Here is a 26,952-nt window from a genome sequence, read left to right as displayed (position 1 = left end):
GACCTGGGGCTTCGCCGTTGTCCGGACCCGTCGCTCAGGATGACAGCGCGTCCAGGGTGGCGAGGTCCTCCGGGTCGAGGAGCAGGTCGGCTGCCGCGATGTTCTCCTCCACGTGGGCGACCGAGGAGGTGCCGGGGATCGGGAGGACCACCGGTGAACGGGCCATCGTCCAGGCGAGTTTGACCTGGACCGGGGTGGCTCCGTGCCGGGCGGCGATCCGGGCGAGTGGCTCCGTCGGCTCGGGGCGGCCCAGGGTCTCCAGGGAGAAGAAGGGCACGAACGCGATGCCCTGCTGGGTGCAGGCGTCGAGGACATCCGGGTTCTGGCGGTGGAGGAGGCCGTACATGTTCTGCACGGCGGCCACGGGGGCGATCCGCTGCGCCCTTGCGAGCTGGCCGGTGGTGGTGTTGCTGAGGCCCAGGTGTCGGATGAGGCCCTTCTCTCGCAGGGCGGCGAGCGTGCCGAACCGTTCGGCCACGGTGTCGTCGTCGTCCTCGTGAAGCCGCAGGTAGACGAGGTCGAGGTGGTCCCGGCCGAGTTCCCGCAGCGAGCGGTGGACGCCGGCGACGAGTTCCCGGGGGCCGGCCGGGGCTCCCCAGTTCCCGTCGCGGTGCCGGACCGGGCCGACCTTGGCCGCCAGGACCAGGTCCTCGGAGTAGGGGTGCAGGACGCGGCGGATCAGGCCGTTGGCCGAGAGTGCTCCGTAAAAGTAGAACCAGGCGGTGTCGATGTGGTTCACCCCGAGCTCGACGGCCCGTCGTAGTACGGCCGCTGAGGTAGCCGGGTCGTTCGTGGGACCGGTGATCTCCCGGGCCGGGAGGCGCATAGCGCCGAAGCCCATGCGGGCGACGGAGAACTCTCCGCCGAGGAGGAAGGTGGAGGCCGGGTTCTCAAGGGGCGTCGTCATGTCCCCGATCCTCGGGATCACTCGCAACGGAAGCCAACGGATGGCAGCTTGGTGCCATGACGACGAGGGGCATCGTGACGCTGCGGGGAGAGTCCGAGTTGGTGCGGCGCGCGGGTGCCCTCCTCGACGGTGCGCGGCGGGAGTTCCTCTGTGCCGCCGGGGGTCCGGAAACCTGGTCGGCGGCGGTCCGGAACATCCGCCGCCGACCTGTGCCGGGACTGTCGGTCCGCAAGTTGTACGGCCCCGGGGTCTTCGATGAAGCCGGCGGGCCGGAGTTGCTCGCACGCCTCGCCGAGGCCGACGTGGAGATACGGATCTCCCCCGCGCCCCCGGCCCACGAAGCGATCGTCGTCGACCGGCGCTTCGCCGTGCTGGCGGCCCCGAGGTCCGCCGCGGGTGAACCCCGTACGTACAGCATCGTCCAGCAGCCGGACGTCGTGGCCGGCGTGCGAGCCCTGTTCGAGACGGTCTGGGAGACGGCGACGGACCTCGCCACGTACTGCCGTGCCCCCTTCCCTCACCTCGACGAGGCGGAGCGGGCCGTACTGCGGTCTCTGGCGGCCGGCCACACCGACGAGACGGCTTCCCGCCTGCTCGGAGTCTCCCTGCGCACCTATCGACGCCGGGTAGCCGCCCTCATGACCGCCCTGGGCGCCCGCTCCCGCTTCCAGGCCGGGCTGCGAGCCCGCGAGATCCTCGGGCGGCACCCGGACGCCTGACCGACCCGCCCGCGTTCCACTCGGTGCCAGGAGGGGCAGTCGACAGCGGGCATCAAGCGGGCCCACGAGGCGGCCAGAAATGCTGTCGCGGAGAGAAGCTCACTCAGGTGAGGTGAGGTGTATCCCGCCGAGTACCGGGTGATTCCCCCAGCTTATGACGCGGGTTCGATTCCCGTCGTCCACTTTTCACACGAAGCCCCAGGTCAGCGACCTGGGGCTTCGTCGTTGCCCGGACCTCTCAGGGCTCGCATGGTGCAAGGGTGCGCAGGACGTCGAACTCGTTGCCTTCGGGATCGGCCATGACCACCCAGCTCCTGCCAGAGCCCTGCCCCACGTCCACCTTGGCGGCACCGAGGCCGAGCAGTCTGGTCACCTCGCCGTCGGTGCTGCCGTCGATCGGGCTGACGTCGAGGTGAAACCGGTTCTTCACGGTCTTGCCCTCGGGCACCTGGATGAACACCAGAGTGGGCGGCATCTGGCGGGCCCTGACCTCCCCGACGGTCGGCACCCAGGAGCCGATCTCGACCTTGTCCTTCGCCCGCTCGATCACCTTGAAGTCCAGAACCTCACACCAGAAGGCCGCGAGCCTCTCCGGATCGTGGCAGTCGACGACCAACTCCGTGAACCTGCTTGTCATGTCTCTCCTCGGGGTTGTCTCGTACATGGTCCTCGGCTCAGGCGGTACGCAGTCGGGGATCGCGGGTTCACGGCGATGGCGACTCGGCGCCGATGCCGTCGGTCACGGTGGAAGCCGGGGTGTGCAGGATGCCGTCGAACGCGTCCAGGACGGGGGTGTGCAAGAAGGCGCTCTGCAGCCGGATGCGGTCGGGGGCGGAGGCGGGTTCTGCGGTCCCCGTGCGCGCCTGGTGGAGGCCGGCGACACTGAGCCCGAGGCCGGCCGCGGCGAAGGCGGCTTCGATGCTGCCCGGTTCGGGCGGCTGTAGTGCGGTGTGCTCGATGGTGAAGCCGAAGCGCGCCCGCTCGTCGCGGACCATTTCCGCGGTGTGCCCGCCGGAGCTGGTCAGTCCGAGGGCGAAGTAGTCGTCGCCGAGAGCATCGCTCAGGTGCTGCCCCATCGGGAAGCCGGTGAGATGGCCGTCGAAGGAGATCGGCGTTTTCTGGATATGGGCGTTGTGGGCCGCCAGCACGATGCGGGTTCCGGGCTCGGTGCGCTCCAGGTGCCACAGGACGGACTCGGCCATGTAGACGTCCCGGGCCGAGGTGTCGGCGGTCAGCCCGTTCCCTGCGAACAGGCCGGCCATGGCACGGAATCCGTGGTCGGCCCGGCAGGCGCCTTCGAGGCGGTGCAGGGCGATGTCATAGCTGTACCGGTCGCCGCGGGAGACGTACAGCGGTGCGACGGCACGAAACCGGATGAGCAGGCGTGTCAGGGTCGAGGTGAGGGCGTCCTGGTCGGCGGCGGGCAGACGGGTCCACGCGGGTGCGGCGGCGGCCGCGGAGGCGCCGGCGAACGAATCGGCGATCCGCATCGCCTTCTGTACGAGCGGGAGGGCTTCGGGGTCGACCTGACGCAGATAGTCGGCGACCGGGGCCAGGGCGGGCAGCAGGGATCCACCGGCGGCCGGGATGTCGATGCCTGCGAAGCGCACTGGTGCCGGGGCTGCTTGATTGTGTCGGCGGATCCAGCGCAGCGGTCCGTCGACGCCCACCGGGATCGACTCGGCGAGGTGGTCCCTCAGTTCGCCTTCCGTGCCCTCGCCCTTTCCCCAGGCGTCGAGGAGAAAGCCTTCGCTGAAGCCGTACTCGAAGGCCAGGACGGTGAAACCGCAGCGCTCGACCAGGAACCGCACGAGACGCCGGCGCAGCCGGATGAACTCGTCCACGAAGTGGGAGTGTTCGCCGATCGCGACGACACGCGCATGGCCGATGAGGTCGCGCAGCGGTTCCAGGTCGTCGAGGGGCGCGTCGGGGTCGAGGTGGGTGAGCGGGATCGCATGGCCGCCGAGCCAGTCGGCGAACGAGACGGAGTGGGGCTCAGCCGACATGCTGACGACTCGATTCGTATCGGGAAAATGGATCGATGGGCAGGGTGGGAGTGGGGAGTGAGGAGCGCCTCGTGCAGGGGCACCGCCGGAGCACGGCGGCGGAGAGGTGATGCCACGCGGCGCCGCCGGTTCACGGAAGCCGGACGGCTCGACGGCAGCCCGGCGGTCCCGCGTCTCGGCGTGGGGCGTGACGTGCCTCTACGGCTGTACGGGGGCCGCCTTCTCCAGGTCGTCGACGCTGCCGGACATGAGGGTGCGGATGTGGCCGGTGATGTGCTCGACCGGCCAGTCCCACCAGGCCACCGCCAGCAGCCGGGCGATGTCCTCCTCGTTGTAGCGGCTGCGGATGAGAACGGCCGGGTTGCCGCCGACGATCGCGTAGTCGGGGACGTCCTTGGTGACCACGGAGCCGGCGGCGATGATCGCGCCGTGGCCGATGCGTACGCCGGGCATCACCGTGACACCGCGGCCGAACCAGACGTCGTTGCCGACGACGGTGTCCCCGCGGTTCGGCAGACCGGTGAGCAGGTCGAAGTGCTCGGCCCACGAACCGCCCATGGTGGGGAAGGGGAAGGTGGAGGGGCCGTCCATGCGGTGGTTGGCGCCGTTCATGAGGAACCGCACCCCGGTGCCGAGCGCGCAGAACCTGCCGATGACCAGCCGCTCCGGCCCGTAGTGGTAGAGCACGTTGCGCGTCTCGAACGCGGTCGCGTCGTCGGGGTCGTCGTAGTACGAGTACTCCCCCACCTCGATCAGCGGCGAGGTGACCAGCGGCTTCAGCTGGACCACCCGCGGCTGGTCGGGCATGGGGTGCAGCGCGGTCGGGTCGGCGGGAACGAGTGCCTTCACTGCTGTCTCCTCTTCGAAGTAGCTGGATGGGCCACGATCCCATCGTGTCTTCCCGGGCCGGGTACCCGAAGTCCGGTGAGCGCCATTGCCGAACGGAGCCCCTTCCCGGCGCGCCCAGCCTGGACGCAGACGGGCACCGACGACAACGGCGGGTCCGATAAGGTACGTTAACTCCTCGCTTAACGACGAAGAGAGTCTGCGTGGAGCTGCGCGACGTCGAGATCTTCCTGACCTTGGCCGAGGAACTGCACTTCGGCCGGACCGCAGAGCGGTTGCACGTGACGCCCGCACGCGTCAGCCAGGCGATCAAGAAGCAGGAACGCCGTATCGGCACAGCCCTGTTCGAACGCAACAGCCGGGCCGTGACGATGACGCCGATCGGCCGGCGGCTCTACACCGACCTGCTGCCGGTGTACCGCGGCCTGCACGAAGCCGTGGAGCGTGCCATCCGCTCGGCCGGCGGAAAGACCGAAGTACTGCGCCTGGGCATGCTTTCCAGCAACGTCCAGGATTTCCGGCCGCTCCTCGACGCCTTCGCCGCCCGGCACCCCACGTGTGACGTCCAGATCCGCTACGTCGGATTCGGCGACCCGTTCGGGCCTCTGCGCGCCGGCGACGTCGATGTCCAGATCGCCTGGCTGCCGGTCGAGGAGGCCGACCTCACCGTCGGGCCGGTCGTCAGGATCGAGCCCGTCGTCCTCGCCGTCGGAGCCGGGCACCGGCTGGCCCGGCGGGAGACGGTGTCGTACGAGGACCTGGCCGACGAAGTCGTCATCGGCGGAGCCAAACCCGGCTACTGGAGCGAGGCCCTCACGCCCAGCCACACCCCCAGCGGGCGTCCGCTCCGGGTGGGGCCGACCGTCGCCACCGAGACCGCGATGATTCCCATCCTGTCCAATGGCGAGGCGGTCGCGTTCGTGCACTCCCACGCCAGCCGGTACTACGCCCGAGCGGACCTCGTGTACGTCCCCGTCCATGACGCTCCTCCGGCCCGCTGGGCGCTGCTGTGGCGTACCGCCACCGAGACCGACCTGATCCGCTCCTTCGCACACGTCGGCCGCCTGGTCGAACCGAGTGGTTCCTGACGGACTCCGTACGGCCGGACCGGCGCCCCGCACGGGCGTCCCGGTTCTCGGGACGCATGCACCCACATCACGCCTTCCGCGAAGGGAACTTCGTCATGCCCGCATGGCCGCGTATCACCTGCCACGTCTGCCGCCGCTCCGTCGCCGTGAACCCTGGCACCAGGCGGATCGCCGATCACAAGCACCCGCGGCCCCGCGAGCGCGCCTTGGACCTGGTTCTGTGTCACGGGTCAGAGCAGGAGGTCGAGCTGGGCGGTGTCATGTTCTTGCCCTTCGAGGAGGACGATCCGACGAAGGAAGAGGCGCTCTTCTGAGGTGTAGACCAGGCAGCACGCCCTCGTGCCACCCTGACTTCGGCAAACCGGAACGGACCTGACCGATTAGAGACCGTGGCAGGGCTGACCAGCAGGTTCTTGGTCTGCTGGTGGTACACGCGCCATACCCGGACTGACCAGGAGCGATGCTGGTTGGAGCCGGCAGTGCAGGGTGGTGGTTCGGAAATGGTCCGTATCTTGGTCCTGACGTTCGGCGCAGCTGCCGTGGCAGTCACCTGTCGCTGGTCAAGCTTGACGAGGTAATGGCCGGCGCCCGCCCGAGCACCACGGGCTGCCGCATCGAGAAGGCGCCGTTCTACGGCACCCAGGACGCCGCGACCCTCTGAGCGGAAGTCACCGGAGCCACCGAGCCGGAATCTGGCACCGGGTGAGGTGTGTGCCAGGTCCTGTCGTGGACGGCGTAAATGCCCACGCGTCGCGAACATCTGCGAATCACCCGGCGGCGCCGCTTGTCGAACTGGCCCCGGACGGTGGCCGGATCAGGTCCGGATGAGGACCTTCAGGGCCTCGTGGTCGACCATGGCCCGGTATCCGTCGGCGGCCGGGTCCAGGTCGATGGTGCGGTCGAAGACTCGGCCCGGGCTGGACGCGGCCTTCAAGGACGTCGGGCCGAAGCTCGTCGGGCCTCGTGCCGGCCCATGAGGATGATCCGCTCCGAGCCGAGGCGCTTCGCGGCGAGCACCGGCGGACAGGCCGACCGCGCCGTCGCCGATGCCGATGTCCTCGACGACGTCGAGGGACTCGTGGCCGATCCGGTCCCGTAGAGCTCGGGCGGGTCCAGCGCCGTGCCCGGGGCCCTCCGGCAGGCCTTGACCGAGGTCGGAGGCGCGCGGAGACTGGACGTAGTACGTGTGCATCGTAGGTGTACGCCGGTACACCCTCTGACGGGCGCCGGCGGCGGCGAGGCCATGGCTTCCGTGACCCGCACCCTTACCTCGAGCCGGCGCCCCGCGCGGGCTGTGCGCCGGTGCAGTAACAGAGGGGAGGCCGCGCGATGGCCCTCCACAGACTCCAACACCACCCTGTGGGCCCGGTCCGCACACGCTTCTGGGCGGAGACCGCCCTGGGAACCCTGTCCGGGCTGCTCTTCCTGGTGACGCTCGTTTGGCGCGACTGGATCGAACTCCTCTTCGGCGTCGAGCCCGATGCCGGGAGCGGCGCCCTAGAGTGGCTCATCGTGGCCGTTACGGCCCTGGTCACCGTCCTGTGCGCCCTCGGTGCGCGGATGGAGTGGCGCAGAACCCACCCAGCCGGCGCGCACGCCTTGCGATAGCGGAGCCGGGCTGAGGCGAGAGGAGGATCGCCATGCCCGAGGACGTGAGGGAACTCATCCGGAAGGCGCCGCTCAGCTTCGTCGGTACGGTCACGCGGCTCGGTGACGCGCGAGTGGCGGACGTACCGGTCGACGAACGGACCGCCGTGGTCCAGGTGGACGCGGTCCTGCACGCACCCGACGCCTTCAAGAAGCTCGCCGGCAGCGAGGTCACCGTACAACTGTCGGCGGAACTCGACCCGCCGGCCGTCGGCGACGCGGCCGCTTTCTTCACCGACGGAACGGTCTACGGTCAGGGGCTCGCCGTCCATGAGGTCGGACGGCTGCCCGCGGACGCGGTCCAGCCGCACCTCTCCCGTGCCGCCAGAACCGCCGACGCGATGCCGTTCTCCGCGCTGGAGCGCGACATCGAGGACGAGGACATGGTCACTCACGCCGACGAAGCGGACGCGGTCGTGATCGGCGTCGTCGTGGGCCTGGAGCAGGCGGGCCGCAGACAGGCGGGCGGCGAGCAGGCAGGCGTCGAGGGCGTCTCGGAACACACCCCCAACTGGTGGCTCGCGCAGCTCGACGTGGGGCACGTGGAGCAGGGGGACGTCACCGAGGGGCCGATCACGGTGCTCTACCCCAACAGCCGGGACTTCCGCTGGTTCCAGGCGCCCAAGCCGCATGCCTCGCAGGAGGGGATGTGGTTCCTGCACGCCACCGAGGGCGCCCTGGCCGAGTGGGCCCCGTTCCAGATCCTCCACCCAGATGACTACCAGCCGGTGCAGAAGCTCGAAACGCTGCAGGCACGGAGGTGAGCGGACATGCCCACGCTCAAAATCGTCAACATCACCCCCGTCGCGCTGAGCGGCAACCGCACCCAGGACGCCGAGCCCGACCTCGCGGTCAACCCTGAACACCCCAACGAGGTGGTCGCGACCGCGTTCACCCCCGACCCGATGGGAGGCTCCCTCGCCCCGATCTACGTGTCGACCGACGGCGGCGACACCTGGATCCTGAGAAGCATCGTCCCCGGTGGTACCCCGACGCTGGGCACCGGAGACATATCGGTCAGCTTCGCGTCCGAGGGAGGCGCCCTCTACGCGGGCATCCTCAACGCCAAGGCCTCCCTGCAGGACATCCTGCGCATGCAGATCCTGCGCTCTCCGGGCATCTCCTCGACGGCACCCATGGAGGTCCTCGTCTCCCGGGACAGGCCGGACCAGCCGGCGGTTGTGGCCGGGAGCTTCGAGACCGACGGAGTCACCCGCGACCGCGTCTACGTCGCCAACAACGACTTGGGGCGGGCTCCCAGAACCGCAGCCGTGGACGTCTCCGACGGCGCCCGCACGGCAGCGCCGCCCGCCGGATTCGTCCGAAACCGCGTCGAACAGCGCACCCCGGACGGCCAGGACGGGCCGCCGGTACGGATCGCACTCCACCCCGAGGGGACGGTCTACGCGACGTTCGAGAGCTGGCAGAACGCCACCGACGGCGGCGGCGACATCGTGAACGTCACCTTCGACGTCGTGGTCACCCGTGACGACAGCGGAGGCGTCGGGGCGAACCCCTTCCAGGACCTCAAGGACGCCGACGACTCGGCCATCGGCCAGCGCGTGGCGACGGGGCGGGTGGAGAAGTTCAACGCGTTCATGGGCCAGGAGCGCCTCGGCGGCGATCTCGCGATCGCGGTGGACCCCACGGACGCGGCCCGCGTCCGGGTGGCCTGGTGCGACCGTGTCGGAGCGTCGGCGGGGGTCGGCTGCATCCTGCACGTCCGCCATTCGACGGACTTCGGGCAGACCTGGTCGGACGACGTCCGTACCGTCACCAACGCCAAGAACCCGGCGCTGGCCGTGAACACGGACGGCTTGCTCGGACTGGCCTACCAACAGTTCGGTCAAGAACAATGGGCGACGGTGCTGGAGCTGACGGCCGACGACTGGCAGACCCCGCCGGAGCGCCACGTGCTGCACCAGGCACCGGCCAACGTGCCCACGGCGCGCTTCCTGCCCTTCCTGGGCGACTACATCCGGCTGCTCACGGTCGGCCGCGACTTCTACGGGGTGTTCTCGGGCAACAACACGCCCGACCACGCCAACTTCCCGGAGGGAGTGACGTACCAGCGTCACGCCGACTTCGTGAGCCACCAGTTGCTCGACCTCGACAACGTGACGCGGGTACCCCCGTCCATCGACCCGTTCTTCTACCACCGGACCGCATAGGCCTATGGGCCTCCACCCCGTACGGCACGGCTTAGGTGCCAGCGGTCAGGCAGAACTGCACGAGCCCGGCGTCGACATCGAGGACGATCTTCTCCATCTCCGCCCACGGTGGGTGGAAGCTCTTGCCCCACTCGACCGTGAAGGCCAGGATCTTGCCCTTCTGCGGGTCGACGATGTGGCGCGCGTAGGCGTAGTCGTCGCTGGTTCCGCAGGTCGGGTACAGATCGAAGGCGGGCTGCGGGGTGTAGTTCTTGCCCCGGACGCCCCTCAGCGCCTTGCAGAACTGCTCGGCGAGCACTGCGGAGTCGTCAGTGTCGGTCTTCGGGACGAACTCCGCGTAGAGCAGGTCCTGTTTCAGTCCGCGCTTGCCGTCGAAGGCGGGGTTCCGGAAGTTCCTGGTCGGGTCGACGGACTGGTTGTTGTCGTCACCCCACACGTAGAGCATGTCCTGGGTGTAGCTGTGCACGTCGACGAACCAGCGGGTCCGCGGGAACTCGTCGAGCAGCCAACGGACGTTGCGGGTCTCGGGCTCCGAGAAGGCACTGGGTCCCTGGTACACCTGATCCGGGTCGGCCGGGTCGGCCGAGACCCGGACCGGGGCGTTCGGGTGGAAGGCGGTCTCGAAGTCGAAGAGGTGGTCGTAGTTGCGGTTGATGTCGACGCCGACTGCTTCCGGGTGGCCGCCGGACTGGGCCGGATTGCGGTTCCTGCGCCACATCGGATCGACGGTCTGGCTGTAGTGCCGGCCGTCCGGATTGACGAGCGGGAACACGACGACGTCTAGTCCGTCGAGGATGCCGTGCACCTGGGCGGAGGTGAAGCTGGTACCTCCGTAGGTGAGGCCCGTACCGCCGCTGTGCGCGTGCAGCAGGTCGGCCGCGAGGTTGACGAGGATTTCGCAACTGCCCCATTCCCGGGCATGCGCGCCACCGATCAGTACGACGGCGTCATTGACCCCCGGCTCGGCGGTGCCGATCCGCAGAGCGTGGGCGGCCCGGCCCTCGAAGGAGCGCTCGGGCAGGTCGATGAGCTCGCACGTGTGGGGGAACGCGGTGGCCAGGCTGGCCACGGCCGACTCGACCTCGACGATGTTCAGGTACGACATGGCGTCCCTCCTAGGCGTCCTTGGCGCCCTTACTGTCCTTCACCTTGAGGGCGAGTCCCTGGGGAACCGCGTCCGCGGGAGCGAACTGGTCTCCCTGGCCGACCTCGGCCTGGCGGGCGCGTCCGGTGGCTGTGGCGTCGTAGTCCAGGGTTGTGACCGTGACGCCCTCGCGGGGGAGGGCCTGGGCCTTCTCGGGAGATACGTAGGCGTCGAAACTCAGACTGCCGTCCTCGTCCTGGCCGATCCGGCCGCCGACGTCGGGACGCGTATCGCGAAGGAGTGCGCGCAGGGTGTCGGCGTCCTTCGCAGTGACCCGGACGCGGAGGATCGCGTACTCGTTGGACATGACGGGCCTCCTTCGGGCGCCGTCGGGCCCTCATCAGCGCTGCCAGAGCTGCCGGGACGGCGCGCAGGCTGGCGAATACGGGGAACGCGGAACATCTATTGTGGACGGATATACGCGTATACCCGATGTTCACCTTGTACTTTCAGCCTGCGCTTCCGCCGTAGAACGAGTCAAGGGGTGCCTCAGGCATCCGGCTCAGCAGGCAGTCGAGGCCCGCGATCATTTCCTGCTCGTCGTCGTACTCGGCCAGTCGCGGGACGAGTGCGCGCAGCCGCGGGTACTCGGCGGCGGGCATCCGGTACAGGCCCAGGCGGAGCATGAGGTCCGGCTCCTCGGGGTTGTCGACCGTCTGGCGTTTGTCCACGAGGAGGCAGCCGAGGATCCAGGCCGCGAACGCGCGGTAGATCGTCAGCGTCGTGGCGTCGTCGAAGCCGGCCCGGCCGCGTACCTCAAGGATGTGCTCGGTGAGTTTGAGCACCGGCGCGGGGCGCCGGCCACCGGTACGCTCAGCGGGCGCGTGGCCACCACGAGCAGGATCTCGGGGTGGGTGTGCACCGTGGCGGCGAAGGCGCGCGCGATCCGGTGCAGTTCGGCGCGCCAGGACGGGCCGCTCGACGCGATCTCCCAGTCGGCGGAGGTCTTTTCGGCCGAGGTCCGCAGCCGGTCGTTGACCTCGGCGAAGAAGGCCTCGACCAGGCCGTCGAGCAGGGTCCACCACCCACACCTGCGGCCGGGCAACGGCCGATGAAAACGGCTCGCCGACACTACTGGAAGCGGAGGAGTACGAGCGGTTCGGACGACTCCTACGACCGCATCGCAGACGCGCCTGCAAGCCTCGCAGGGGTGGGCAGCGCACACCGTGCTTCCGGCGGCGGTGGTTCAGGGTGCCGCTGTGTGACGGCACCCCGCGTCGGTTCACAGAGCCTGTGGGAAGTCGAACATCCTGCTCGGGTCGTAGCGCCTCTTCAGCTCAGCCAGTCGGTGAGCGGCCGAGCCGTAGTACGCGGAGCGCCAGTTGCTCAGACTTGCGTCCGTGTAGTTCTGGTATGCCGCGCCCGAGGCGTGCCGGCGCATCGCGGTGTGCGTGCTGTCCAGCCAGGCCGTCGCCGGCCCGGCGGTGTGACCGGCGGGCCAGGATGCGGTGTACTGCGCCAGGAAGCGTGAGTTGCGGTGTATGAAGGCGGTCGCCTGTGGGGAAACGCGGTTGACCGCGCCGCCCAAGGCGGTGAGCGCGATGGAGACGGCGCCGCTGTTGCTGCTGCGTCCGTGGCGTTCGACCTGGTCGAGCAGTGACCGGATGCCGGCAGTACTCAGTGAGCGGTTGAAGAAGTCCGAGCGTGCCGCGTACGTCTCCCGCTGGAGTACGCCGGTGGGCTGCCGCCCCGGGGTTCTGCCGGGCAGATGGCACTGGGCGGTGGGCTTCGTCGCGCAGCCCGCGTACATCCGCATGGTGTCGAGGTAGCCGCGGCGGCGCATGGTGATGCGGGAGGCGGCGCCGGGGCCGCCGGCGCGGTCCGCCAGTCGGTCGACGGCGTTCTGCAAGTCGCCGTACGTGCCGAGTGAGAAGCAGCTGATGGAGACGGTGGGGGTCCGGCCGGCGACGGCGGACAGGTGCAGCGCTGACCAGATCTCGTCGGGCTGGGCGGGACCCCACTCCTGCCAGGAGCGGAGTGCGGCGGCGGCCTTGGACCAGGGCCAGGTCATGTACGCGGTGACGCCGTCGGCGGCCTTGTGGGTGCGGAACCGGAGTTCGGTGACGACGCCGAAGTTTCCGTTTCCTGCGCCGCGCAGCGCCCAGAACAGGTCGCTCTCCCGGTCCTTGGACACGTCGAGGGTCCTGCCGTCGGCGGTGACGATGCGGGCGCCGGTGAGGTTGTCGGAGGTGAGCCCGTAGGAGCGCGAGACCACTCCGTGGCCGCCCCCGAGCGTCAGGCCGGAGATGCCGACCGTGGGACAGGATCCGCCGGGGATGGTGACGCCTCGCGCGCCGAGCTGGGTGTAGACGTCGATGAGCTTGGCACCGGCCCCGATGACTGCACTGCCGGAGTCACTGCGAATGGACTTCAGCGCGGAGACGTCGATGACGAGGCGTCCGTTGCCGCTGGACCAACCGGCGTAGGAGTGCCCGCCGTTGCGGATGGCGACGGGGGTACCGTGGCGGCGTGCGAAGGCCAGGCACTCGGCGATGTCCGCGGTGTTGGCCACGTAGGCGACGGCGGCGGGGCGCAGACTGTCGAAGCGGGTGTTGTACAGCTGGCGGGCGATGGCGTAGTCGGCATCGCCCGGACGTATCAGACCTCCCTGGAGGCCCCTGTCGAGCGCGGACCAGTCAGCGGCGCGGGGCGCGACCTCTTGGCTGCCGGCTGCGCCGGATGCGGGGCCCGAGGGCCGTTGCCCACTGGTGGCAGCGGCGGAACCGCTGCTGGACGCGGCCCTCACCTGACCGCTGCCCCAACCCATCGTCCAGGCGGCGGCCGCCGTGTAGCCCGTACCCGCTGCGAGCAGTGTGCGCCGGTTCATGGCGGCCTCCGTTCACGATGCTCTGCTGTCGTATAGGCAGAGTGCGAATGGGGGGTGGTGGTTCCGCGAGGTGGGCTTTTGTGCTCCGGGGGTTCGCCCGCAGCCTGACCGTGCCGTGCCGTGTCGTGGACCGAGCCGGTGCTCGCGGCGGCGGGGAACCCGGTCGAGGCGGGCGAGCCGGGGGCGCGGGGGGCAGGTCTGTTTGTCGTGACGGACAGGCGACGGCCGGCCGGGGTCGTCCCCGCGCGAGCGAGGAGCAGCGGCGCTGGAACAGCGCTGCAGAGGTTCGGCGCCGACGCGCGATCGGTGGAGCGAGGGACAGTTCGGGCTGGGCCCCCAGCACGACGTGCTCCGAGAGGCGATCGGCAGCGGACTGGACCAGTTGCGCGCCTGACTGCGCTCGGGCGGTACCGGGCGGTGCAGGGTGGTGGGAGCATCCCCGCCGCTGCGGGATGCAGCGTGTCCTGGAGGTACTGCGGCTCGTCGTTCGGAGGGCGTCTTCCCGGGTCGCCTCGTGGGCCATGTGGAGACGGGTGTCTCAAGACCTGGGGATTGTTCGTGTGCCGGGTCCTGGACGGGCATGCGTGGGGGCCGCGCCCGCCCTCGGGGGGGTGCGGCCCTCGGCCGTGCGGTCGGAGTGGGGTGCTACGGGGTTTTCTGGTGGACCGGGGTGTCGGTGGCGCTCGGGGTGGTGTCGAGGGTGGGGAGTTCGGTGTCCGGTCGGCGGGTGCGGGCCCACATCGCGAGGGAGAGGAGCAGGGCCGTGGTGGTGGCCAGGGCGGCGGTCAGGGTGACGTCGCGGACGCCGAGGCCGAGGTCGATGGTGGTGCCGCCGAGCCAGGCGCCGAGGCCGTTGCCGAGGTTGAAGGCGGAGACGTTGGCGGAGAGGGCGAGTGCGGGGGCGGCGGCGGCCACGGAGAGGATGCGGGCCTGGAGGGCGGGGATGATGGAGAAGCCGGCGGCGCCGAACAGGAAGAGGGCGGCGGCGGCAGGGATCTTGTAGGGGCTGAGGGCCCAGAAGAGTACGAGTGAGGCCAGCAGGGCCGTCTGGGCGGTGAGTACGCCGCGCATGACGTTGGTGTCCGCGGCCCTGCCGCCGAGGATGTTGCCCAGGACCGAGCCGATACCGAAGACGATCAGCAGGATGCCGACCATGGCGGGCGCGAAGTGGCTGACGTCGCGGAGCAGGGGGGCCAGATAGGTGGAGGTGGTGAAGACGGCGCCCTGGGCGAGGACGGTGATCAGCATGGACAGTTGGAGGCTTCCGCTGCGGAACACCTTCAGCTGGTCGCGCAGGGAGACGTCCTTCTCGGTGTCCTCGTCGTCCGTGGTGCTGAGGCCGCTGGGGACGAAGGCGTAGATGAGGGCGACGCAGGCCACGGCGAAGACGGTGATGAAGACGAAGGTGGAACGCCAGCCGAACTGCTGGCCGATGAGTGTTCCGATGGGGGAGCCGAGGACGTTGGCGAAGTTGAAGCCCAGTGCGATCTTGGCCATGGCGGTCGCCTGCTTGTCCGGGGGGGACATGAGGGCGGCGACGTGCCAGGCCACGGCGGCGAAGGTGCCGTGGCTGAAGGAGGTGAAGATCCGCGCTCCCATCAGCATCCCGTAGTTGGGTGCCAGTGCCGCGACGACGTTGCCCACGATGAAGATGCCCATCAGCCCGAGCAGCAGGCCCTTACGGGACCACTTGGCGGTCAGCAGGGTGATGATCGGGCCGCCGATGGTCACGCCCAGCGCGTAGCCGGTGACCAGGAGGCCGACCGTGGGGACGGACACGCCCAGGTCGGCGGACATTTCGGGGAGGATTCCCGCGATGGCGATCTCGGCGGTGCCCACGCAGAAGACCCCGAGCATCAGGGCGAGAAGGGGTAAGGGCATGGTGACCGAGCCTTTCTGGGGAGCACTTTCAGATGCATTCAGTTGCATGTAAATGATGAACGAACACGAGGGTGCGGTCAACCGGCGCAAGGAGTTACGCTGGGCGACGTGACAAGCGGGTGAACAGAACGTCCGGCAAGACTCAGCGAAGGGCCGCACCGATGGAGACTTGGGGACCCGGCGGCGAGCTGGACGAACTCGCCCTCTGGCGGCAGCTGGCCCGCCTGATGGAGCAGGTCAACTCGACGGCCAGCAAGCGGCTGGCCCGCAACCACGGCGTCTCCACCGGTGAACTCCTGCTCCTGCTCTCCCTGTCGGAGCGGCGGGACGGCACCCTTCGGATCTCCGAGCTCGTGCGGGCACTGGGCACCAACCAGCCCTCCGTCAGCCGGATGGTCGCCCGACTCGAAGAGGCCGAGTGGGTCGCACGCCGCTCCGCCGCCGACGACAAGCGCGGGGTGGACGTGCAGGTCACCGAGGCGGGCCGGCAGGTCGCCGGGGCGGCGGAGCAGACCCTGCGGAAGGCACTGGCCGAGACCTTCGACGCGGCCGCGGTCAGCGACTCCACGGCCGCGCTCATCGCCCGGCTCCGGTACGCGCCGGCCATGCCGGTGGACTGACCCTCCCCCGTCCGCGGCCCCCCGAGGCCTCGGAGGCTTGGCTCCAGCTCACCTAATTACATGCATCTGAATGCATTCACTGTGAGCATGGTCACGTTGAAATGCATTCATGTGACGACCTAGCGTTCGAACTCGATGGCCGACCCTCTTCGGACGGTCTGCCGCCGTTGGTCCCCATCGATCCCCATCGATCCCGTGGAGGTCCTGCCATGCCTGGTACCGCAACGCCCCGGCCCGCCGGCCTGAATTCGACTGCCGACCTTCCCAAACCCCCCGGGCTGCACTGGAACGTCCGGGCCAAACAGCCCGTCGCCTACAGCGTCAGCATGGTGCGCGGGCTGCTCGACCCCGAGAACCCCACCCTCGCCCACGCCTGCGGCGGCGGCTGGGGACGGCCCTTCCGCTCCCTGGTGGTGATCGACGCCGCCGTCGACGCGCTCTACCGGGACCGGTTCGAGGCGTACTTCGCCCACTGGCGGATCGAGGCGACCTGGCAGGTCGTCCAGGGCGACGAGGAGGCGAAGTACCTGGAACAGGCCGTCCTCGTCACCGAAGCCATGTCGCGCATGGGGATCCTGCGCCGCGCCGAGAAGGTCGTCGCCGTCGGCGGCGGCGTCGTCCTGGACATCGTCGGCTTCGCCGCGAGCATGTACCGCCGCGGCGTGCCCTACGTCCGCGTCCCCACCACGCTGATCGGCCAGATCGATGCGGGCATCGGGGTCAAGACCGGGATCAACTACGGTCACCACAAGAACCGCCTGGGCTCCTACTTCGCGCCGGAACTCGCCCTGATCGACCCCGAGTTCCTGCGTACCATCGACCCTCGGCACGTGGCCAACGGCATGGCCGAGATCGTCAAGATGGCGCTGGTCAAAGACGCCGCCCTCTTCGACCTGCTGGAGGCCACGGCCGGCACCATCACCGCCGACACCCTGGCCGGCTGCGGCTCCGCGGTGAGCGAGGTCCTGTCCCGGGCGATCTCCGGCATGCTCGACGAGCTGGAGCCCAACCTCTGGGAGCAGGTCCTGGAGAGGTCGGTCGACTACGGTCACACCTTCAGCCCCTCCCTGGAACTGCGGGCCGACCCCCCGCTGCTGCACGGCGAGGCCGTGGCCGTCGACATGGCGATCTGCCTCGCCCTCGCCCACCTGCGCGGGCACCTGTCGCAGGAGGACACCGGCCGGGCACTGAAGCTGATGCAGGACCTGGGCCTGCCCGTCGCCCACCCCACCTTCACCCGCGAGCTCCTCGAAGAGGCCCTGGGAGACGCGGTCAAGCACCGCGACGGGCTCCAGCGCGTGCCCCTCACCCGGGGCATCGGCTCCGTGGTCTTCGCCAACGACCTCACCCCGGAAGAGCTGGGCCGCGCGCTGGACTTCGTCACCGGATGGAAGGCGACCAGGAACGGCGAGCTCGCCGGCGCCGCGATATGAGCGCCGCCGTCACCGTCTTCGACGTCGGCGGTACCCACATCCGCCAGGCGTGGTGGCTACCCGGGGGCGAGCTGCGCGCCCGCACCTCGCGCCCCTCCCCCAGCTTCAGGCGCTTCCCCCGCGCCGACGTCGCCGAGCTGCGGGCCATGATGGTCAAGGACCTGTGCGACGCGGTGCCCAAGACACCGGGCGCCGTGGCCGGCGTCTCCTTCGGCGCCGCGCTCGACCACCGCTCCGGCCTCGTCTACGCCTCCGCGCCCCTGTGGGGCGAGCACAGCAAGCCGTACGACCTGCGGGCGGCGCTCACGGCCCGGCGCCGCGACGTCGACTGGCACATCGTCAACGACGTCACGGCCGCGCTGCTGCACGCCGCCGCGCATCCCGGCCGCGGCGCGCACCGCAAGATCCTGCTGGCCACCGTCAGCTCGGGCATCGCCTGCCGCGTCATCGACCGGCGGCGGGGCCTGATCCCGGTGGACAGCAGCGGGCTGCAGGGCGAGATCGGCCACCTGCCGGCCCACGCGGAACTGGCCGGACGGCCGCTCGAGGCGACCTGCGACTGCGGGAAGCCCGGGCACCTGGCGGCGTACTCCTCCGGCCCCGGCATCGCGCGGGCCGCAGGCGTCCTCAAGGAGCGGGAGCCGAGCCGCTGGTCGCACTCCCGGCTCGGCGCCCTGACGGCCGGCGGCCTCGGTTTCGAGGAAGCACTGCGCGGGGCCCTCGACGAGCGGGACGCCCTCGCGGGCGAACTCCTCGACGCGGTCACCGCTCCCGTCGCGGACGTCCTGCGCACCGCCCTGTGCCTCGATCCCGAGATCGACGAGGCGATCCTGACCGGCGGCGTCGTGCACGGCCTCGGCGACCACTACCGGCGCGCCCTGCTGACGTCCCTCGCCCGGCAGGGGCTGTACCTGACCAGCGAGCACACCCCCGACTGGTGGGAGCGGCGCATCACCGTCACCGCCCCCGGGGAGGCCGACGGCCTGGTGGGCGCGGGGATCGCGACCCGCGCCGGAGTGACGGTCGCGGGCGTGTCCGCGTCCTCCGGAGCGGCGGCATGACGGCGCCGAGGGACCTTCCCGGCCACCGGGCGCTCGTCCGCGAGGCGGGGAAGGTCCACCTGCGGCTGCGCCCCACCCCGTACCCCTCCCCGGGCGAACTGCTGGTGACCACCCCGGTGGCGGGGCTGTGCGGGACGGACATCCAGATGCTGCGCGGGCTGCGCGACGACCCGGCGCCCGTCATCGGCCACGAGGGCGTCGTCCGGGTGGTCGCCGCCGGCCCGGGCATCCCCGCCTCCCTGGCGCCCGGCACCCCCGTCGTCGTCAACCCGACCCACGGGGACGACCCGTCGTTCCTGCTCGGGCACAACGTCGACGGGCTGCTCCAGGAGTTCACCCTCATCCCCGCCACAGCAGTGCGCGGCGGCCTCGTCGTCCCGCTGGAGCAGGTACCCGACGCCGAACTGGGCACCCTCGTCGAACCGCTGGCGGCCGTACGGTACGCCCTCGGCCTGCTCGCGGCGGCCCGCCCGCGCACCCTGGTCGTGTACGGCGACGGGAACATCGGCCAGCTCGCCGTACGCGCCGCCCGCGGCCTGCTCGGGACAGGCGTCCGCGTCCTGCTCGTGCACCACACGCCCGAGGGACGGCGGTGGAGCGAACGGCACCCCGTCACCGGCACGGAGGCGGTGGGCGGAGAGGCCCCGGGCGGGCTGCCGCCGCTCGGCGACGGGCCCACGGCCGCCCTGCTGGCCACCCCGCGCGACGGGACCCTGGATGCCCTCGCCTCCGCACTGCGGCTCGGAGGCGGCGGCAACCTGACCGTCGACCTGTTCGGCGGCCTCCCGCCGGGCGCCGCCAGCGCCCTCCTGCCCGGGGTCGACCTCGCCGCCGTACGGGCCGCCAACTGTGCCGGGCGCCCCGTGCCGGCGGTGTTCACCGAGGCGACCACGGCCGAGGGCCGGCGCGTCCGGCTGACCGGCCACCGCGGCGTGGGCAACGGCCACCTCCTGGAGGCGGCCGCCGAACTGTGGCAGCACCCGGAGCTCTACCGCGACCTGGTCACCCACGTCGTGGAGCCCGCCGAGGCCGCCCGCATCATGAACGGCCTCGCGGCCGGCCGCCGACGGACCGTCGACGGCAACCGGCTCCTCAAACTCGCCGTGCGCTTCGCCCCGGCACCGGCCCCACCCAGGGAGAAATGGTGACAGCACAAGGTCAGAACGACCGCCGCGCGCTGGTGGTCGGCGGCTCCACTGGCATCGGCCGCGGCGTCGCCGACGCCTGGGCCGACGCCGGCCTCGACGTGACGGTGCTCAGCAGGTCCGCCCCGGCCGGCCCCGGTGCCGGCCGGCTGCGCTGGAGGTCCGCGGACCTCACGGACCCCGACCGGGTCGTCGAGGCCCTGGACGAGGCGGCGGCACAGCCCCTCTACGCCGTCTGCTACTCGGCGGTCCACTACGGCGCCGGGCGCGCCCTGTTCCGGGACTGTGACGTGGCCGAGTGGCGCCGCCAGATCGACGTCAACCTGCACGGCCTGTGGCTGACGCTGGACCGGACGCTCCCGGCGCTGCGCCGCCCCGACTCCCCCGGCGTGTTCCTCGGGATCTCCTCCGAGGTCGTCTACAACGCCGGTCCCGGCCGGTCCGGGTACGCCGCCTCGAAGGCCGCCGCCTCGGCGCTGCTCGACTCCGTCGCCCAGGAGGAGAGCGCCCAGTCGCCCGACGGGGAGGCCCTGCGCATCGTCCAGGCCCTTCCCGCCGGCATGGTCGACACCCCCGGGATCCGGCGCCGCCGCCCCGAGGACTTCGACTACAGCGCCTACATGACACCGGCCGGTTTCGGGCCGCTGGCCCGCGAGCTGGCGGCGACGTCGGGTGCCGGACTGCACGGCGCGCACCTCGTGGTCGACGCCTCCGGCACCTGGCGTCCGGTCGGCGAGGGGATGCCGGTCTCCCAGAGCCGTGCCCTTGCCGCGCGGACGGCGTCGTGACCCGGTCCCCCCGGGTGGGACTCGCCGGCTGGCGGCTGCCGGGGGACCACTTCGGCGCCGCCGCGCTGGCCCGGCGGGCGGGCGCCGACGGCCTCCAGCTCGACCTCGGCGGACCGGGCCGGGGGCCGTGGCTCGACGCTCCGGGCACCATCGACCGGCTCCGCGACGACAGTGCCACGCACGGCGTGGAGCTGCTCGGGGTCGCGGGCAACACCCTCAACGACATCGGGCTCACGGCGCCGGCCGGCAGCCGGGACGCGCTGCGCGCCCGGCGCGTCCTGGTCCGCGTCCTGGACACGGCCCGGGCCCTGGGCGTGCCCCTGGCGTTCGCCCCCAGCTTCCGCCGCAGCGCCATCGACGGCCCGGACGACCTGAGGCGCACCGCGGCCGTCCTGGCCTGGGCGGCACGGGAGGCCGACGCGCGCGGACTGCTCCTGGCCAGCGAGAACGCCCTGCAACCCGCCGCCGCGCGGGCCCTCGTGGAGCAGGTGGCCGCCCCCTGCTTCCGGCTGGTGCTCGACACGTACAACCCGCGGGTGTACGGGGTCGACGTCCTGGCGCTGATCGAGGCGACGCACCCGTGGATCGCGCCGCAGGTCCACCTCAAGGACGGCACCGGCGGCATCGTGGGCCACGAGCTGCTCGGGGACGGGGACGGCGGGGTGTGGGAGGCCCTGGCCGCGCTCCTCGCCCACGCGGGCGCGCCTCCCGGGGCGCTGGTCCTGGAGAACGACTACCGCGACGGCGACCTCGGTCGCCTCGCCCTCGACATCGGGCGTGCCCGCGCCGGGCGGGCGGATCTGCCGGCCACCGTCCCGGACCATCCAAGGAGCTGACATGTCCACCGTTCTGTCGACGTACGAGACGACCAGGCTGAGCAACGGCGTGGTGAGCTTCGGCGCGTGCGCCTTCCCGCACGACGTGCTCGGGGACGACACCGTCGTCATCAGGCCCGATCACATGGGCATCTGCCGCGCCGACGTCAAGGAGATCCTCGGCTCGCGCGACGTCCCCGAGGACCGGGGGCCGCTGTTCGGTCACGAGCTCGTGGGATCCGTCTTCTTCGCGGGGTCCGGCAGCGGATTCGCGGCGGGCGACACCGTCACGCTCAATCCGAACATCACTCCCCGCCGCACCACCGGTTTCGCCGAGTACGTGTTCGTACGGGGCTCGAAGGAGGAGCTGGAGCAGGCCGTCGTGCGGGTCCCCGGGCCGTACGACGGCGGGGACGTCTGGATGCCGGAGCCGTTCGCCTGCATCGTGCACGCGCTGCGCAAGCTGCTCGAACTCACCCGGCTCGACTCCCTCGCGGGCAAGCAGGTCGGGATCGTCGGCGCCGGCTGCGCGGGGCTGATGTTCGCCCTGTACGCCCGTCATCTGGGGGCGTCGGTCACGGTGTTCAACCGCGGCGAGGCCCGGCGTGTCTTCGCCTGTGAGCAGGGCATCCTCGCCTCGGACGAGATCCGTCCGCTGGCGCAGGCGGGGGCGTACCCCGGCGCGTTCGACGTGGTCGTCGTCGCGCCGACGGTGGCCACCGCGGAACTGCTGGAGACGGCGGGTCGGATGGCCCGCGACGGGGCGGTCGTGCTCGTCTACGGCGGGACCCGGAAGGGCGACCGGTTCCCCGGGGGCCCGGTGGACGTCGACGCCGTCCGTCGGGGTGAACTCCTCACGTGGGTGGACCACGCCGGAAAGCGGCTCGGTGTGTCGGGCGCGTACGGGTGCTTCAAGGAGGACTACGAGGAGGGCTTCAGGCTGCGCGCGGAGCACCCGGAGGCCTTTCCGCTGCACCGGCTGGTCTCGCGGCGCATCACCCTGGGCGAATTCCCGGACTTCGTCATGGACATCGCGGCGGGCCGGACGGATCCGCCGGGGAAGGTCCTGGTCGAGGCCGCTCCTCGGGGCTGATGCCGGGTCCGATGCCGGGTCCGATGCCGGGTCCGATGCCGGGTCCGATCGCGGCCTGGTCCCGAGGCGGCGCCCGGTGCGTGCGGACGGGGCCGGTGTCCGTACGGACCCGTGCGCCGTCCGGGGCCGGTGGCGTTCAGCACGAGCCGGCGAAGTCCTTGGACAGGACGTGGTCGACGAGAGTCAGGTCGTCCGCGCAGTGGCCCTGCCGGTGGCGGGAGGTGTGCTCCGTGCCGCTGTGCCGCACTCGTTCGGCGCGCCGGGCGTCGTAAGCGGCGAGCCACGCGTGGACACCGGTGCCCGAGGCGTCCCAGGAGTCGCCGAGCGCGACGGCGTCCTCCAGCGCCTGGTGCAGGCAGCTGGTCTCCGGACGGTGCGCCTCCTGCCCGCTGTCGCCGACCCGCGCGATCCGGCCGGGCGCCCGGTCCGCGGCAGGCGGGCGGGCGGGGAGTGTCAGCGCCCGCCAGTGTCTGCCCGTGGTGAGGACGTCGCGGGCGGCGGCCGCGATCCCGGGAAACGCGCCGAGGACCTCGTCCGGGTCCACCCGGGTGCCGTGGAGGCTGTCGCCGGTGTGGTGGTGCCGGGTCGCGGTGAGGTTCAGGTAGCGGTAGTCGGGCAGCGGGTAGTGCGAGAGGTGCCAGTCCCCTCCCACCCAGCAGACGGCGGCGCTCTGCTGCCACCGGTCGGCGACCGCGTCCATGGGGACGATCGTGCGGTACACGGCGAGCCGTTCCCCGGGGACACCGCGGCCTGGTTGCGCGTCGTCGTGGTGGACGCCGGGGCGGGCGCCGTCCGTGAGGATCAGGGCGTCGCCGGTCACGGTGCGCCCGTCGGCAAGGAGCGCGCGTACCGTCCCTCCTTGCCGGGTGTGGCCGATGACGCGGCTGTCGGTGTGCAGTCGTACGGAGTCCAGCTCCCAGCACGCCTCCAGCAGGGGCTCGTACACGTCCAGCCGGTGGGCCGTCGCGTGTGCCGGGGAGGAGGGCCGGCCGCGGGTGGGCAGCTTCGCCGCGGTGAGCAGTTCCCCGGTCGAGCCGTCCCGGACGTGGAACGCGTCGAGTGTCAGCGACCGTTCCCGTACGGCGTTCCCGACGCCCAGCGCGTGCAGGAGCCGGAAGTCCCGGGGGGCCAGCCGGACGCCCGCGCCGCTCTCGGTGAGGGCCGACCGCTGTTCCAGGACGAGTACGTCGTGGCCTCGCCGTCCCAGGGCGAGCGCGGTGGCCAGACCGCCGATGCCGCCGCCGGCGACCAGGACGCGCGGCCGCGACGGGTCCGGGGTGCTCGTGCGGACCGTCCACGGGGAGGGGACGCGGTGGGGGCGGGAGGGGTCGGTCAACGCGGTGTCCATGTGTGCGTGCCCTCAGACTTCGCCCAGGGTGACGACATCGGTGAAGATCTCCTCGTCGTGCTGCCGGGCGGTGACCAGGATCCGCTGCCGGCCGGTCGGGGCGCCGGGGAGCGGGCGGGCGTCGATCCAGCACGGCGCGTCGAGTTCCGCGTACCGGGTGAAGACGGCTTCCATGCCCACGACCGCGGTCGGCCGGGGCGACGAGGCCTGTGCGGCCTGGCGCGCGGCTTCCAGCAGCAGCATTCCCGGGGCGTGGTCGACCGGGTGGTCGAAGAGGATCGGGTGGGAGGTGTCCACCCGCAGTTGCCAGCGGCCCTCGCCGTCCGCGCGTGCGAGCACGACGTCCTCGTCGTGTCGTCCGCCCCTCACCGGAGCGGGAGCGGGCGGCGGGGCGGGAAGGGCGCGGGCGTTGGCGAGCACGAGGTCGGCGTACCGTCCGCGCAGCCGCCGGTACACGGCGGGGTCCTGGACGGTGAAGTGCGTCCGGGCCTCGGCCAGTCGGGCGCCCTGCCGCCATGCCTCCACGTGCAGGACGAGGGCCGCGGCTCGCGTCCCGCGGTACTTCACGTCGGTGGCGGTGATGCGTAACTCGACGTCGGCGCCGTGGCCTTCGTCGCGTGCCGCGGCGGGGTCGAGCTCCCAGCGGAAGTCCTGCCAGAGCAGGTGGTGGTCGAGCGGTACGCCGTACTCGGCGTGCGAGAGCAGGGGCAGTGTCTGGCGTATCGACTCGCTCAGGAGCAGGGGGTCGAGCAGGCCGTCGCGGTGGACGTAGAACCCGTGGGCCCGCGGCCAGCGGGCCGTGACGGCGAAGGCGTCGGGTCCCGTCCGGCACCAGCCGGTGAGCAGGACTTCCGACGGGTTCGTCTTGTGGGTGAAGACCTGGGGCACGTGTGCGGCGGATAAGGCCGCCTCGTCGTGGACGAGGTCAAGCGAGGACAAGGCAGTTCCCCCAACCGGTTCATGAGCCACTCACCCTGGCGTGTCAGCGCACGTCATGAAATGATAGAGGTCATTATTTTATTTTGTCGAGAGGGATCAGGTGCAGGTGGAAGAGGGCACTCGGACCATGCAGCAGCGCGCCGTCCGCACGCGGGAGGTCCTTCTCCGGGCCGCCGCGGAGGTGTTCGACGAGGTCGGCTACACCCGGGCGAGCATCCTGAAGATCATCGACCGGGTCGGCCTGACGACCGGGTCGGTGTACTTCCACTTCAAGTCCAAGGAGGGGCTCGCCCGCGCGGTGATCCACGAGCAGGCCAAGGACCTGGAGTTCCCTCCCGGGGAGCCCGGCCTGCAGCACCTGATCGACATGACCTCCTACCTCGCCGTGGAGATGCAGCAGAACACCCTGCTGCGCGCGGGCGTCCGGCTCGCCGTCGAGCAGAACGAGGCCGACCTCCACGAGTACGCGATCTACGAGTGGTGGGCCCGGAAGTTCCACGACGAGCTGGTCGCCGCGCGGAGCAAGGGCCAGCTCCTGCCCGGGGCCGACGAGACCGCCTTCGCCTCCCTGCTGGTGGCCGCCTACACCGGCACCCAGATCATGTCGCAGCTCTCCACCAGCCGGACCGACCTGCCGTGCCGGATCGCCGACATGTGGCGATGTATCCTGCCCGCCCTGGCGCCTGCCGACGTCATCGCGGGGATCACCCTTCCCACCGCCCCCGCCGAGGAGCGCGCGTGACCCCGCGGGTCGTCGTCACCGGGGCCGCCGGGTGCACGGACTCCAGGTCCTGCGCGCCGTAGCGGGATTCCACGGCGGGCCGGACGGCCGAGGTCCACGTCCTCGTCCGCACCGTCTCTCCCGGGCCGGCCGGCCGGTCCCGCCCGTCATGGGTGAGCGTGGACCGAGCCCGGACCCGGCCCGGTCGCGGCCGCTGCGCGGGGCCGGCGTGTACGGGAAGGAGCCGGTCCCCGGCTCCCCCGGCCGGTCGCACCTAACCCCCCGTCATAGGGCCCACTGCGCCCCGGGGTTCATTCCAGCACCAACAGGACCGCCAGGGCGATCGGCAGGGAGTCGATCCGGTCGAGGAGGCCACCGGAGCCGGGCAGCCACCGGCCGGCGTCCTTGGCGCGGGCGCCCCGCTTGGCCATCGACTCCAGCAGGTCCCCGAGCAGGCCGCCGACCGCCACATCAGGCAGAACAGCACGGCCAGCGCGAGGAGGCCGGCCGCGGCCCCGGTCGGCGTGCCACTCCACCGCTCGACGGGCGACAGCGGGGAGCACTGCTGACGGTGGCCCGTGGTGTCCGGGACCTTCGGAGTCTCGATGCCGGGTACGACCGGGCCGGGCGCTTCCGTGGCCTCCCCAGCGCGGAGTGACACGGACTCCTCGCTCCCGGCCGGGACTTGAACCTGGAGCCGTTCGAAGCACCCGGAGGCAGCGGGTGGAAGCCTCATGGCAGCGGTATCCCCTCGGCGTTCTCGCGGACGTCCAGGTGGACGTGGTCAACGCCGACCCCGGTTCCAGGGCAAGGGGCACTCACCGTTCCGCCCCCCACACCCGTGAACGCGGCGTCGTCGCCGACGACGATCTACTCACCGTCGCGGCCCTGCTCAGCGGCAAGGACTTCGACCGCACGCCGGTCTGCGCGGTGCGCCGGCAGCCGCCCTGCCAAGCGCCGTCGACGGAGAAGGTGGCCTGGCCGAGCCCTGGCGCCTGCCTGTCCGTGGAGACGATCCACCTTCTCCCCGGCAGATCGCACAGGCTGGCGCGGCACAGCAGATCCGAACGATCCCAGGGGCAGCCGAAAACGATCAGCCCGCGCACTCGGTGGCGGTCGGGAGAAGGCCCTCCGAGGGCGACGGCCCCTCAGGGTTTCGATGGTTGGGCGAGAGATGCGATGCCGGCTTCGAGGAAGGCGAAGCCGGTCCGCAGGGCCTGTTCTGCGTCCTGGTTCTCGGCTGTGGCGTATGCCTGGGTGATGACGGCGACGATGGCAGCGGCGGCGAGGGCGGGCCCGGCATCGTCGGGGGCCGCTCCGATGTCGCGGGCGATCGATGCGGTGCCCGCCCGGACTGCGTCGGAGTAGTGAATGCTCCGCAGGGCCTGGAGTTCGGGGTTGGCCTCGAACATGCGATGTTCCAGGAGGTCGAGCTCTGTGGCTGCCTTGATCTCCTGGTCCAGCCACGCCTTGACGGCGTCCAGCGTGCTCACGCCGTCGGGGCGGTCCGTCAGGGCGTCCGTCAGGCGCTGGAGTGAGTCGGCCGTGCGGGCCAGGGCGAGATCCTGCTTGGTGGGGAAGTACAAGGTCACGGTACGGCGCGCGACCTCGGCGGCCTGAGCGATGTCGTCGATCGTCGTGGGGCCGTAGCCGCGTTCGGCGAAGAGGCGGTAGGCCGCCCGCGTGATCGCTTCCCTGCGGCGCCGCTTTCCGCGCTCCCTCAGCCCCGGTTGGTCCATGGCGGAACCCTACC

Annotated in this window: 27 protein-coding genes and 2 pseudogenes; 14 read left to right on the top strand and 15 right to left on the bottom strand. The window is 71.2% G+C overall.

Annotation, left to right across the window (positions count from 1 at the left end):
- Positions 1-34: 34 nt before the first annotated feature.
- Complete coding sequence (locus GGE06_RS09515; protein ID WP_184930519.1) at positions 35-907, bottom strand: aldo/keto reductase; 873 nt, start codon at positions 905-907, stop codon at positions 35-37.
- Positions 908-963: 56 nt separating this feature from the next.
- Here GGE06_RS09515 and GGE06_RS09510 point away from each other — a divergent pair, with 56 nt between their 5' ends.
- Positions 964-1,626 carry a helix-turn-helix transcriptional regulator gene (locus GGE06_RS09510; RefSeq protein ID WP_184930518.1) on the top strand — a complete coding sequence of 221 codons (663 nt, stop codon included), beginning with the start codon at positions 964-966 and terminating at the stop codon, positions 1,624-1,626.
- Positions 1,627-1,864: 238 nt separating this feature from the next.
- Here GGE06_RS09510 and GGE06_RS09505 read toward each other — a convergent pair whose 3' ends face one another.
- The 3 genes from GGE06_RS09505 to GGE06_RS09495 form a co-directional block, all read right to left on the bottom strand.
- Complete coding sequence (locus GGE06_RS09505; RefSeq protein WP_116156938.1) at positions 1,865-2,263, bottom strand: VOC family protein; 399 nt, start codon at positions 2,261-2,263, stop codon at positions 1,865-1,867.
- Between the two features lie 67 nt (positions 2,264-2,330).
- The gene (locus GGE06_RS09500; RefSeq protein WP_184930517.1) at positions 2,331-3,632 is read right to left on the bottom strand and encodes an erythromycin esterase family protein; all 1,302 of its coding nucleotides are present in this window, start codon (positions 3,630-3,632) and stop codon (positions 2,331-2,333) included.
- A gap of 198 nt (positions 3,633-3,830) precedes the next feature.
- Positions 3,831-4,439 (bottom strand): CatB-related O-acetyltransferase, encoded by a 609-nt coding sequence (locus GGE06_RS09495; RefSeq protein WP_116165122.1) that lies wholly within the window; start codon positions 4,437-4,439, stop codon positions 3,831-3,833.
- 242 nt (positions 4,440-4,681) lie between these two features.
- On the opposite strand from GGE06_RS09495, the gene GGE06_RS09490 reads away from it, so the two are divergent.
- Both GGE06_RS09490 and GGE06_RS09485 read left to right on the top strand, forming a co-directional pair.
- A complete protein-coding gene (locus GGE06_RS09490; protein ID WP_184930516.1) occupies positions 4,682-5,566 on the top strand; it encodes a LysR family transcriptional regulator in 885 nt (294 codons plus the stop codon).
- Between the two features lie 95 nt (positions 5,567-5,661).
- Positions 5,662-5,880 (top strand): hypothetical protein, encoded by a 219-nt coding sequence (locus tag GGE06_RS09485; RefSeq protein ID WP_184930515.1) that lies wholly within the window; start codon positions 5,662-5,664, stop codon positions 5,878-5,880.
- A 622-nt stretch (positions 5,881-6,502) separates the two neighbouring features.
- On the opposite strand, the pseudogene GGE06_RS09480 reads toward GGE06_RS09485, so the two are convergent.
- Positions 6,503-6,614, bottom strand: a pseudogene (locus tag GGE06_RS09480) (IMP dehydrogenase); the annotation flags it as partial.
- 281 nt (positions 6,615-6,895) lie between these two features.
- On the opposite strand from GGE06_RS09480, the gene GGE06_RS09475 reads away from it, so the two are divergent.
- The 3 genes from GGE06_RS09475 to GGE06_RS09465 are packed head-to-tail and all read left to right on the top strand — an operon-like array spanning position 6,896 to position 9,384.
- A complete protein-coding gene (locus GGE06_RS09475; RefSeq protein WP_116156943.1) occupies positions 6,896-7,174 on the top strand; it encodes an ABC transporter permease in 279 nt (92 codons plus the stop codon).
- Between the two features lie 32 nt (positions 7,175-7,206).
- Complete coding sequence (locus tag GGE06_RS09470; protein WP_116156944.1) at positions 7,207-7,977, top strand: hypothetical protein; 771 nt, start codon at positions 7,207-7,209, stop codon at positions 7,975-7,977.
- 6 nt (positions 7,978-7,983) lie between these two features.
- On the top strand, positions 7,984-9,384 hold the full coding sequence (locus GGE06_RS09465; RefSeq protein ID WP_184930514.1) for a hypothetical protein: 1,401 nt from the start codon (positions 7,984-7,986) through the stop codon (positions 9,382-9,384).
- A gap of 31 nt (positions 9,385-9,415) precedes the next feature.
- On the opposite strand, the gene GGE06_RS09460 is transcribed toward GGE06_RS09465, so the two are convergent.
- The 6 genes from GGE06_RS09460 to GGE06_RS09435 form a co-directional block, all read right to left on the bottom strand.
- Positions 9,416-10,489, bottom strand: coding sequence for a M14 family metallopeptidase (locus GGE06_RS09460; RefSeq protein ID WP_184930513.1), 1,074 nt, complete (start codon positions 10,487-10,489; stop codon positions 9,416-9,418).
- 10 nt (positions 10,490-10,499) lie between these two features.
- Positions 10,500-10,835, bottom strand: coding sequence for a hypothetical protein (locus tag GGE06_RS09455; protein ID WP_184930512.1), 336 nt, complete (start codon positions 10,833-10,835; stop codon positions 10,500-10,502).
- A gap of 142 nt (positions 10,836-10,977) precedes the next feature.
- Positions 10,978-11,313 carry a TetR/AcrR family transcriptional regulator C-terminal domain-containing protein gene (locus GGE06_RS09450; RefSeq protein ID WP_181924388.1) on the bottom strand — a complete coding sequence of 112 codons (336 nt, stop codon included), beginning with the start codon at positions 11,311-11,313 and terminating at the stop codon, positions 10,978-10,980.
- Positions 11,244-11,573: a hypothetical protein gene (locus GGE06_RS09445; protein ID WP_181924389.1), complete on the bottom strand. Its 330-nt coding sequence runs from the start codon at positions 11,571-11,573 to the stop codon at positions 11,244-11,246. Before GGE06_RS09445 ends, GGE06_RS09450 begins: the two co-directional genes overlap by 70 nt.
- Positions 11,574-11,750: 177 nt before the next feature.
- Positions 11,751-13,355, bottom strand: a complete 1,605-nt coding sequence (locus GGE06_RS09440) for an FAD-binding oxidoreductase (protein ID WP_184930511.1) — start codon at positions 13,353-13,355, stop codon at positions 11,751-11,753.
- A gap of 645 nt (positions 13,356-14,000) precedes the next feature.
- Complete coding sequence (locus GGE06_RS09435; RefSeq protein ID WP_184930510.1) at positions 14,001-15,236, bottom strand: MFS transporter; 1,236 nt, start codon at positions 15,234-15,236, stop codon at positions 14,001-14,003.
- A gap of 161 nt (positions 15,237-15,397) precedes the next feature.
- Between GGE06_RS09435 and GGE06_RS09430 the strand changes: the two genes are divergently transcribed.
- From GGE06_RS09430 to GGE06_RS09400, 7 genes are all read left to right on the top strand, one after another.
- Positions 15,398-15,856 (top strand): MarR family transcriptional regulator, encoded by a 459-nt coding sequence (locus tag GGE06_RS09430; RefSeq protein WP_116156951.1) that lies wholly within the window; start codon positions 15,398-15,400, stop codon positions 15,854-15,856.
- A 209-nt stretch (positions 15,857-16,065) separates the two neighbouring features.
- The gene (locus GGE06_RS09425) at positions 16,066-17,289 is read left to right on the top strand and encodes a sedoheptulose 7-phosphate cyclase (protein WP_116156952.1); all 1,224 of its coding nucleotides are present in this window, start codon (positions 16,066-16,068) and stop codon (positions 17,287-17,289) included.
- The gene (locus tag GGE06_RS09420; RefSeq protein WP_184930509.1) at positions 17,286-18,350 is read left to right on the top strand and encodes an ROK family protein; all 1,065 of its coding nucleotides are present in this window, start codon (positions 17,286-17,288) and stop codon (positions 18,348-18,350) included. The genes GGE06_RS09425 and GGE06_RS09420 overlap by 4 nt, the downstream gene beginning before the upstream one ends.
- On the top strand, positions 18,347-19,498 hold the full coding sequence (locus GGE06_RS09415) for an alcohol dehydrogenase catalytic domain-containing protein (protein ID WP_116156954.1): 1,152 nt from the start codon (positions 18,347-18,349) through the stop codon (positions 19,496-19,498). Before GGE06_RS09420 ends, GGE06_RS09415 begins: the two co-directional genes overlap by 4 nt.
- Positions 19,492-20,283 (top strand): SDR family NAD(P)-dependent oxidoreductase, encoded by a 792-nt coding sequence (locus tag GGE06_RS09410; RefSeq protein ID WP_116156955.1) that lies wholly within the window; start codon positions 19,492-19,494, stop codon positions 20,281-20,283. Before GGE06_RS09415 ends, GGE06_RS09410 begins: the two co-directional genes overlap by 7 nt.
- Positions 20,280-21,119, top strand: coding sequence for a sugar phosphate isomerase/epimerase family protein (locus GGE06_RS09405; protein WP_181924392.1), 840 nt, complete (start codon positions 20,280-20,282; stop codon positions 21,117-21,119). Before GGE06_RS09410 ends, GGE06_RS09405 begins: the two co-directional genes overlap by 4 nt.
- Position 21,120: 1 nt before the next feature.
- The gene (locus GGE06_RS09400; RefSeq protein ID WP_184930508.1) at positions 21,121-22,191 is read left to right on the top strand and encodes an alcohol dehydrogenase catalytic domain-containing protein; all 1,071 of its coding nucleotides are present in this window, start codon (positions 21,121-21,123) and stop codon (positions 22,189-22,191) included.
- A 136-nt stretch (positions 22,192-22,327) separates the two neighbouring features.
- On the opposite strand, the gene GGE06_RS09395 is transcribed toward GGE06_RS09400, so the two are convergent.
- Together GGE06_RS09395 and GGE06_RS09390 are read right to left on the bottom strand one after the other, a co-directional pair.
- Positions 22,328-23,539, bottom strand: coding sequence for an FAD-dependent monooxygenase (locus tag GGE06_RS09395; protein WP_184930507.1), 1,212 nt, complete (start codon positions 23,537-23,539; stop codon positions 22,328-22,330).
- 12 nt (positions 23,540-23,551) lie between these two features.
- Positions 23,552-24,478: a ScbA/BarX family gamma-butyrolactone biosynthesis protein gene (locus GGE06_RS09390; protein ID WP_184930506.1), complete on the bottom strand. Its 927-nt coding sequence runs from the start codon at positions 24,476-24,478 to the stop codon at positions 23,552-23,554.
- 127 nt (positions 24,479-24,605) lie between these two features.
- Here GGE06_RS09390 and GGE06_RS09385 point away from each other — a divergent pair, with 127 nt between their 5' ends.
- Entirely contained in the window at positions 24,606-25,220 is a 615-nt protein-coding gene (locus GGE06_RS09385; RefSeq protein WP_116156959.1) for a ScbR family autoregulator-binding transcription factor, read from the top strand.
- A 290-nt stretch (positions 25,221-25,510) separates the two neighbouring features.
- Here the strand turns inward: GGE06_RS09385 and GGE06_RS44005 are convergent.
- Together GGE06_RS44005 and GGE06_RS09375 are read right to left on the bottom strand one after the other, a co-directional pair.
- Positions 25,511-25,758, bottom strand: a pseudogene (locus tag GGE06_RS44005) (phosphatidate cytidylyltransferase); the annotation flags it as partial.
- Positions 25,759-26,347: 589 nt separating this feature from the next.
- Positions 26,348-26,938: a TetR family transcriptional regulator gene (locus tag GGE06_RS09375; protein ID WP_116156964.1), complete on the bottom strand. Its 591-nt coding sequence runs from the start codon at positions 26,936-26,938 to the stop codon at positions 26,348-26,350.
- Positions 26,939-26,952: the final 14 nt, after the last annotated feature.

Origin of the sequence: Streptomyces nymphaeiformis (assembly GCF_014203895.1) — a bacterium.
In the GTDB taxonomy this organism is placed as follows: Bacteria; Actinomycetota; Actinomycetes; order Streptomycetales; family Streptomycetaceae; genus Streptomyces; species Streptomyces nymphaeiformis.
The sequence above is the reverse complement of the archived record's forward strand: the minus strand, read 5'-3'. Positions and strand labels throughout refer to the sequence as shown.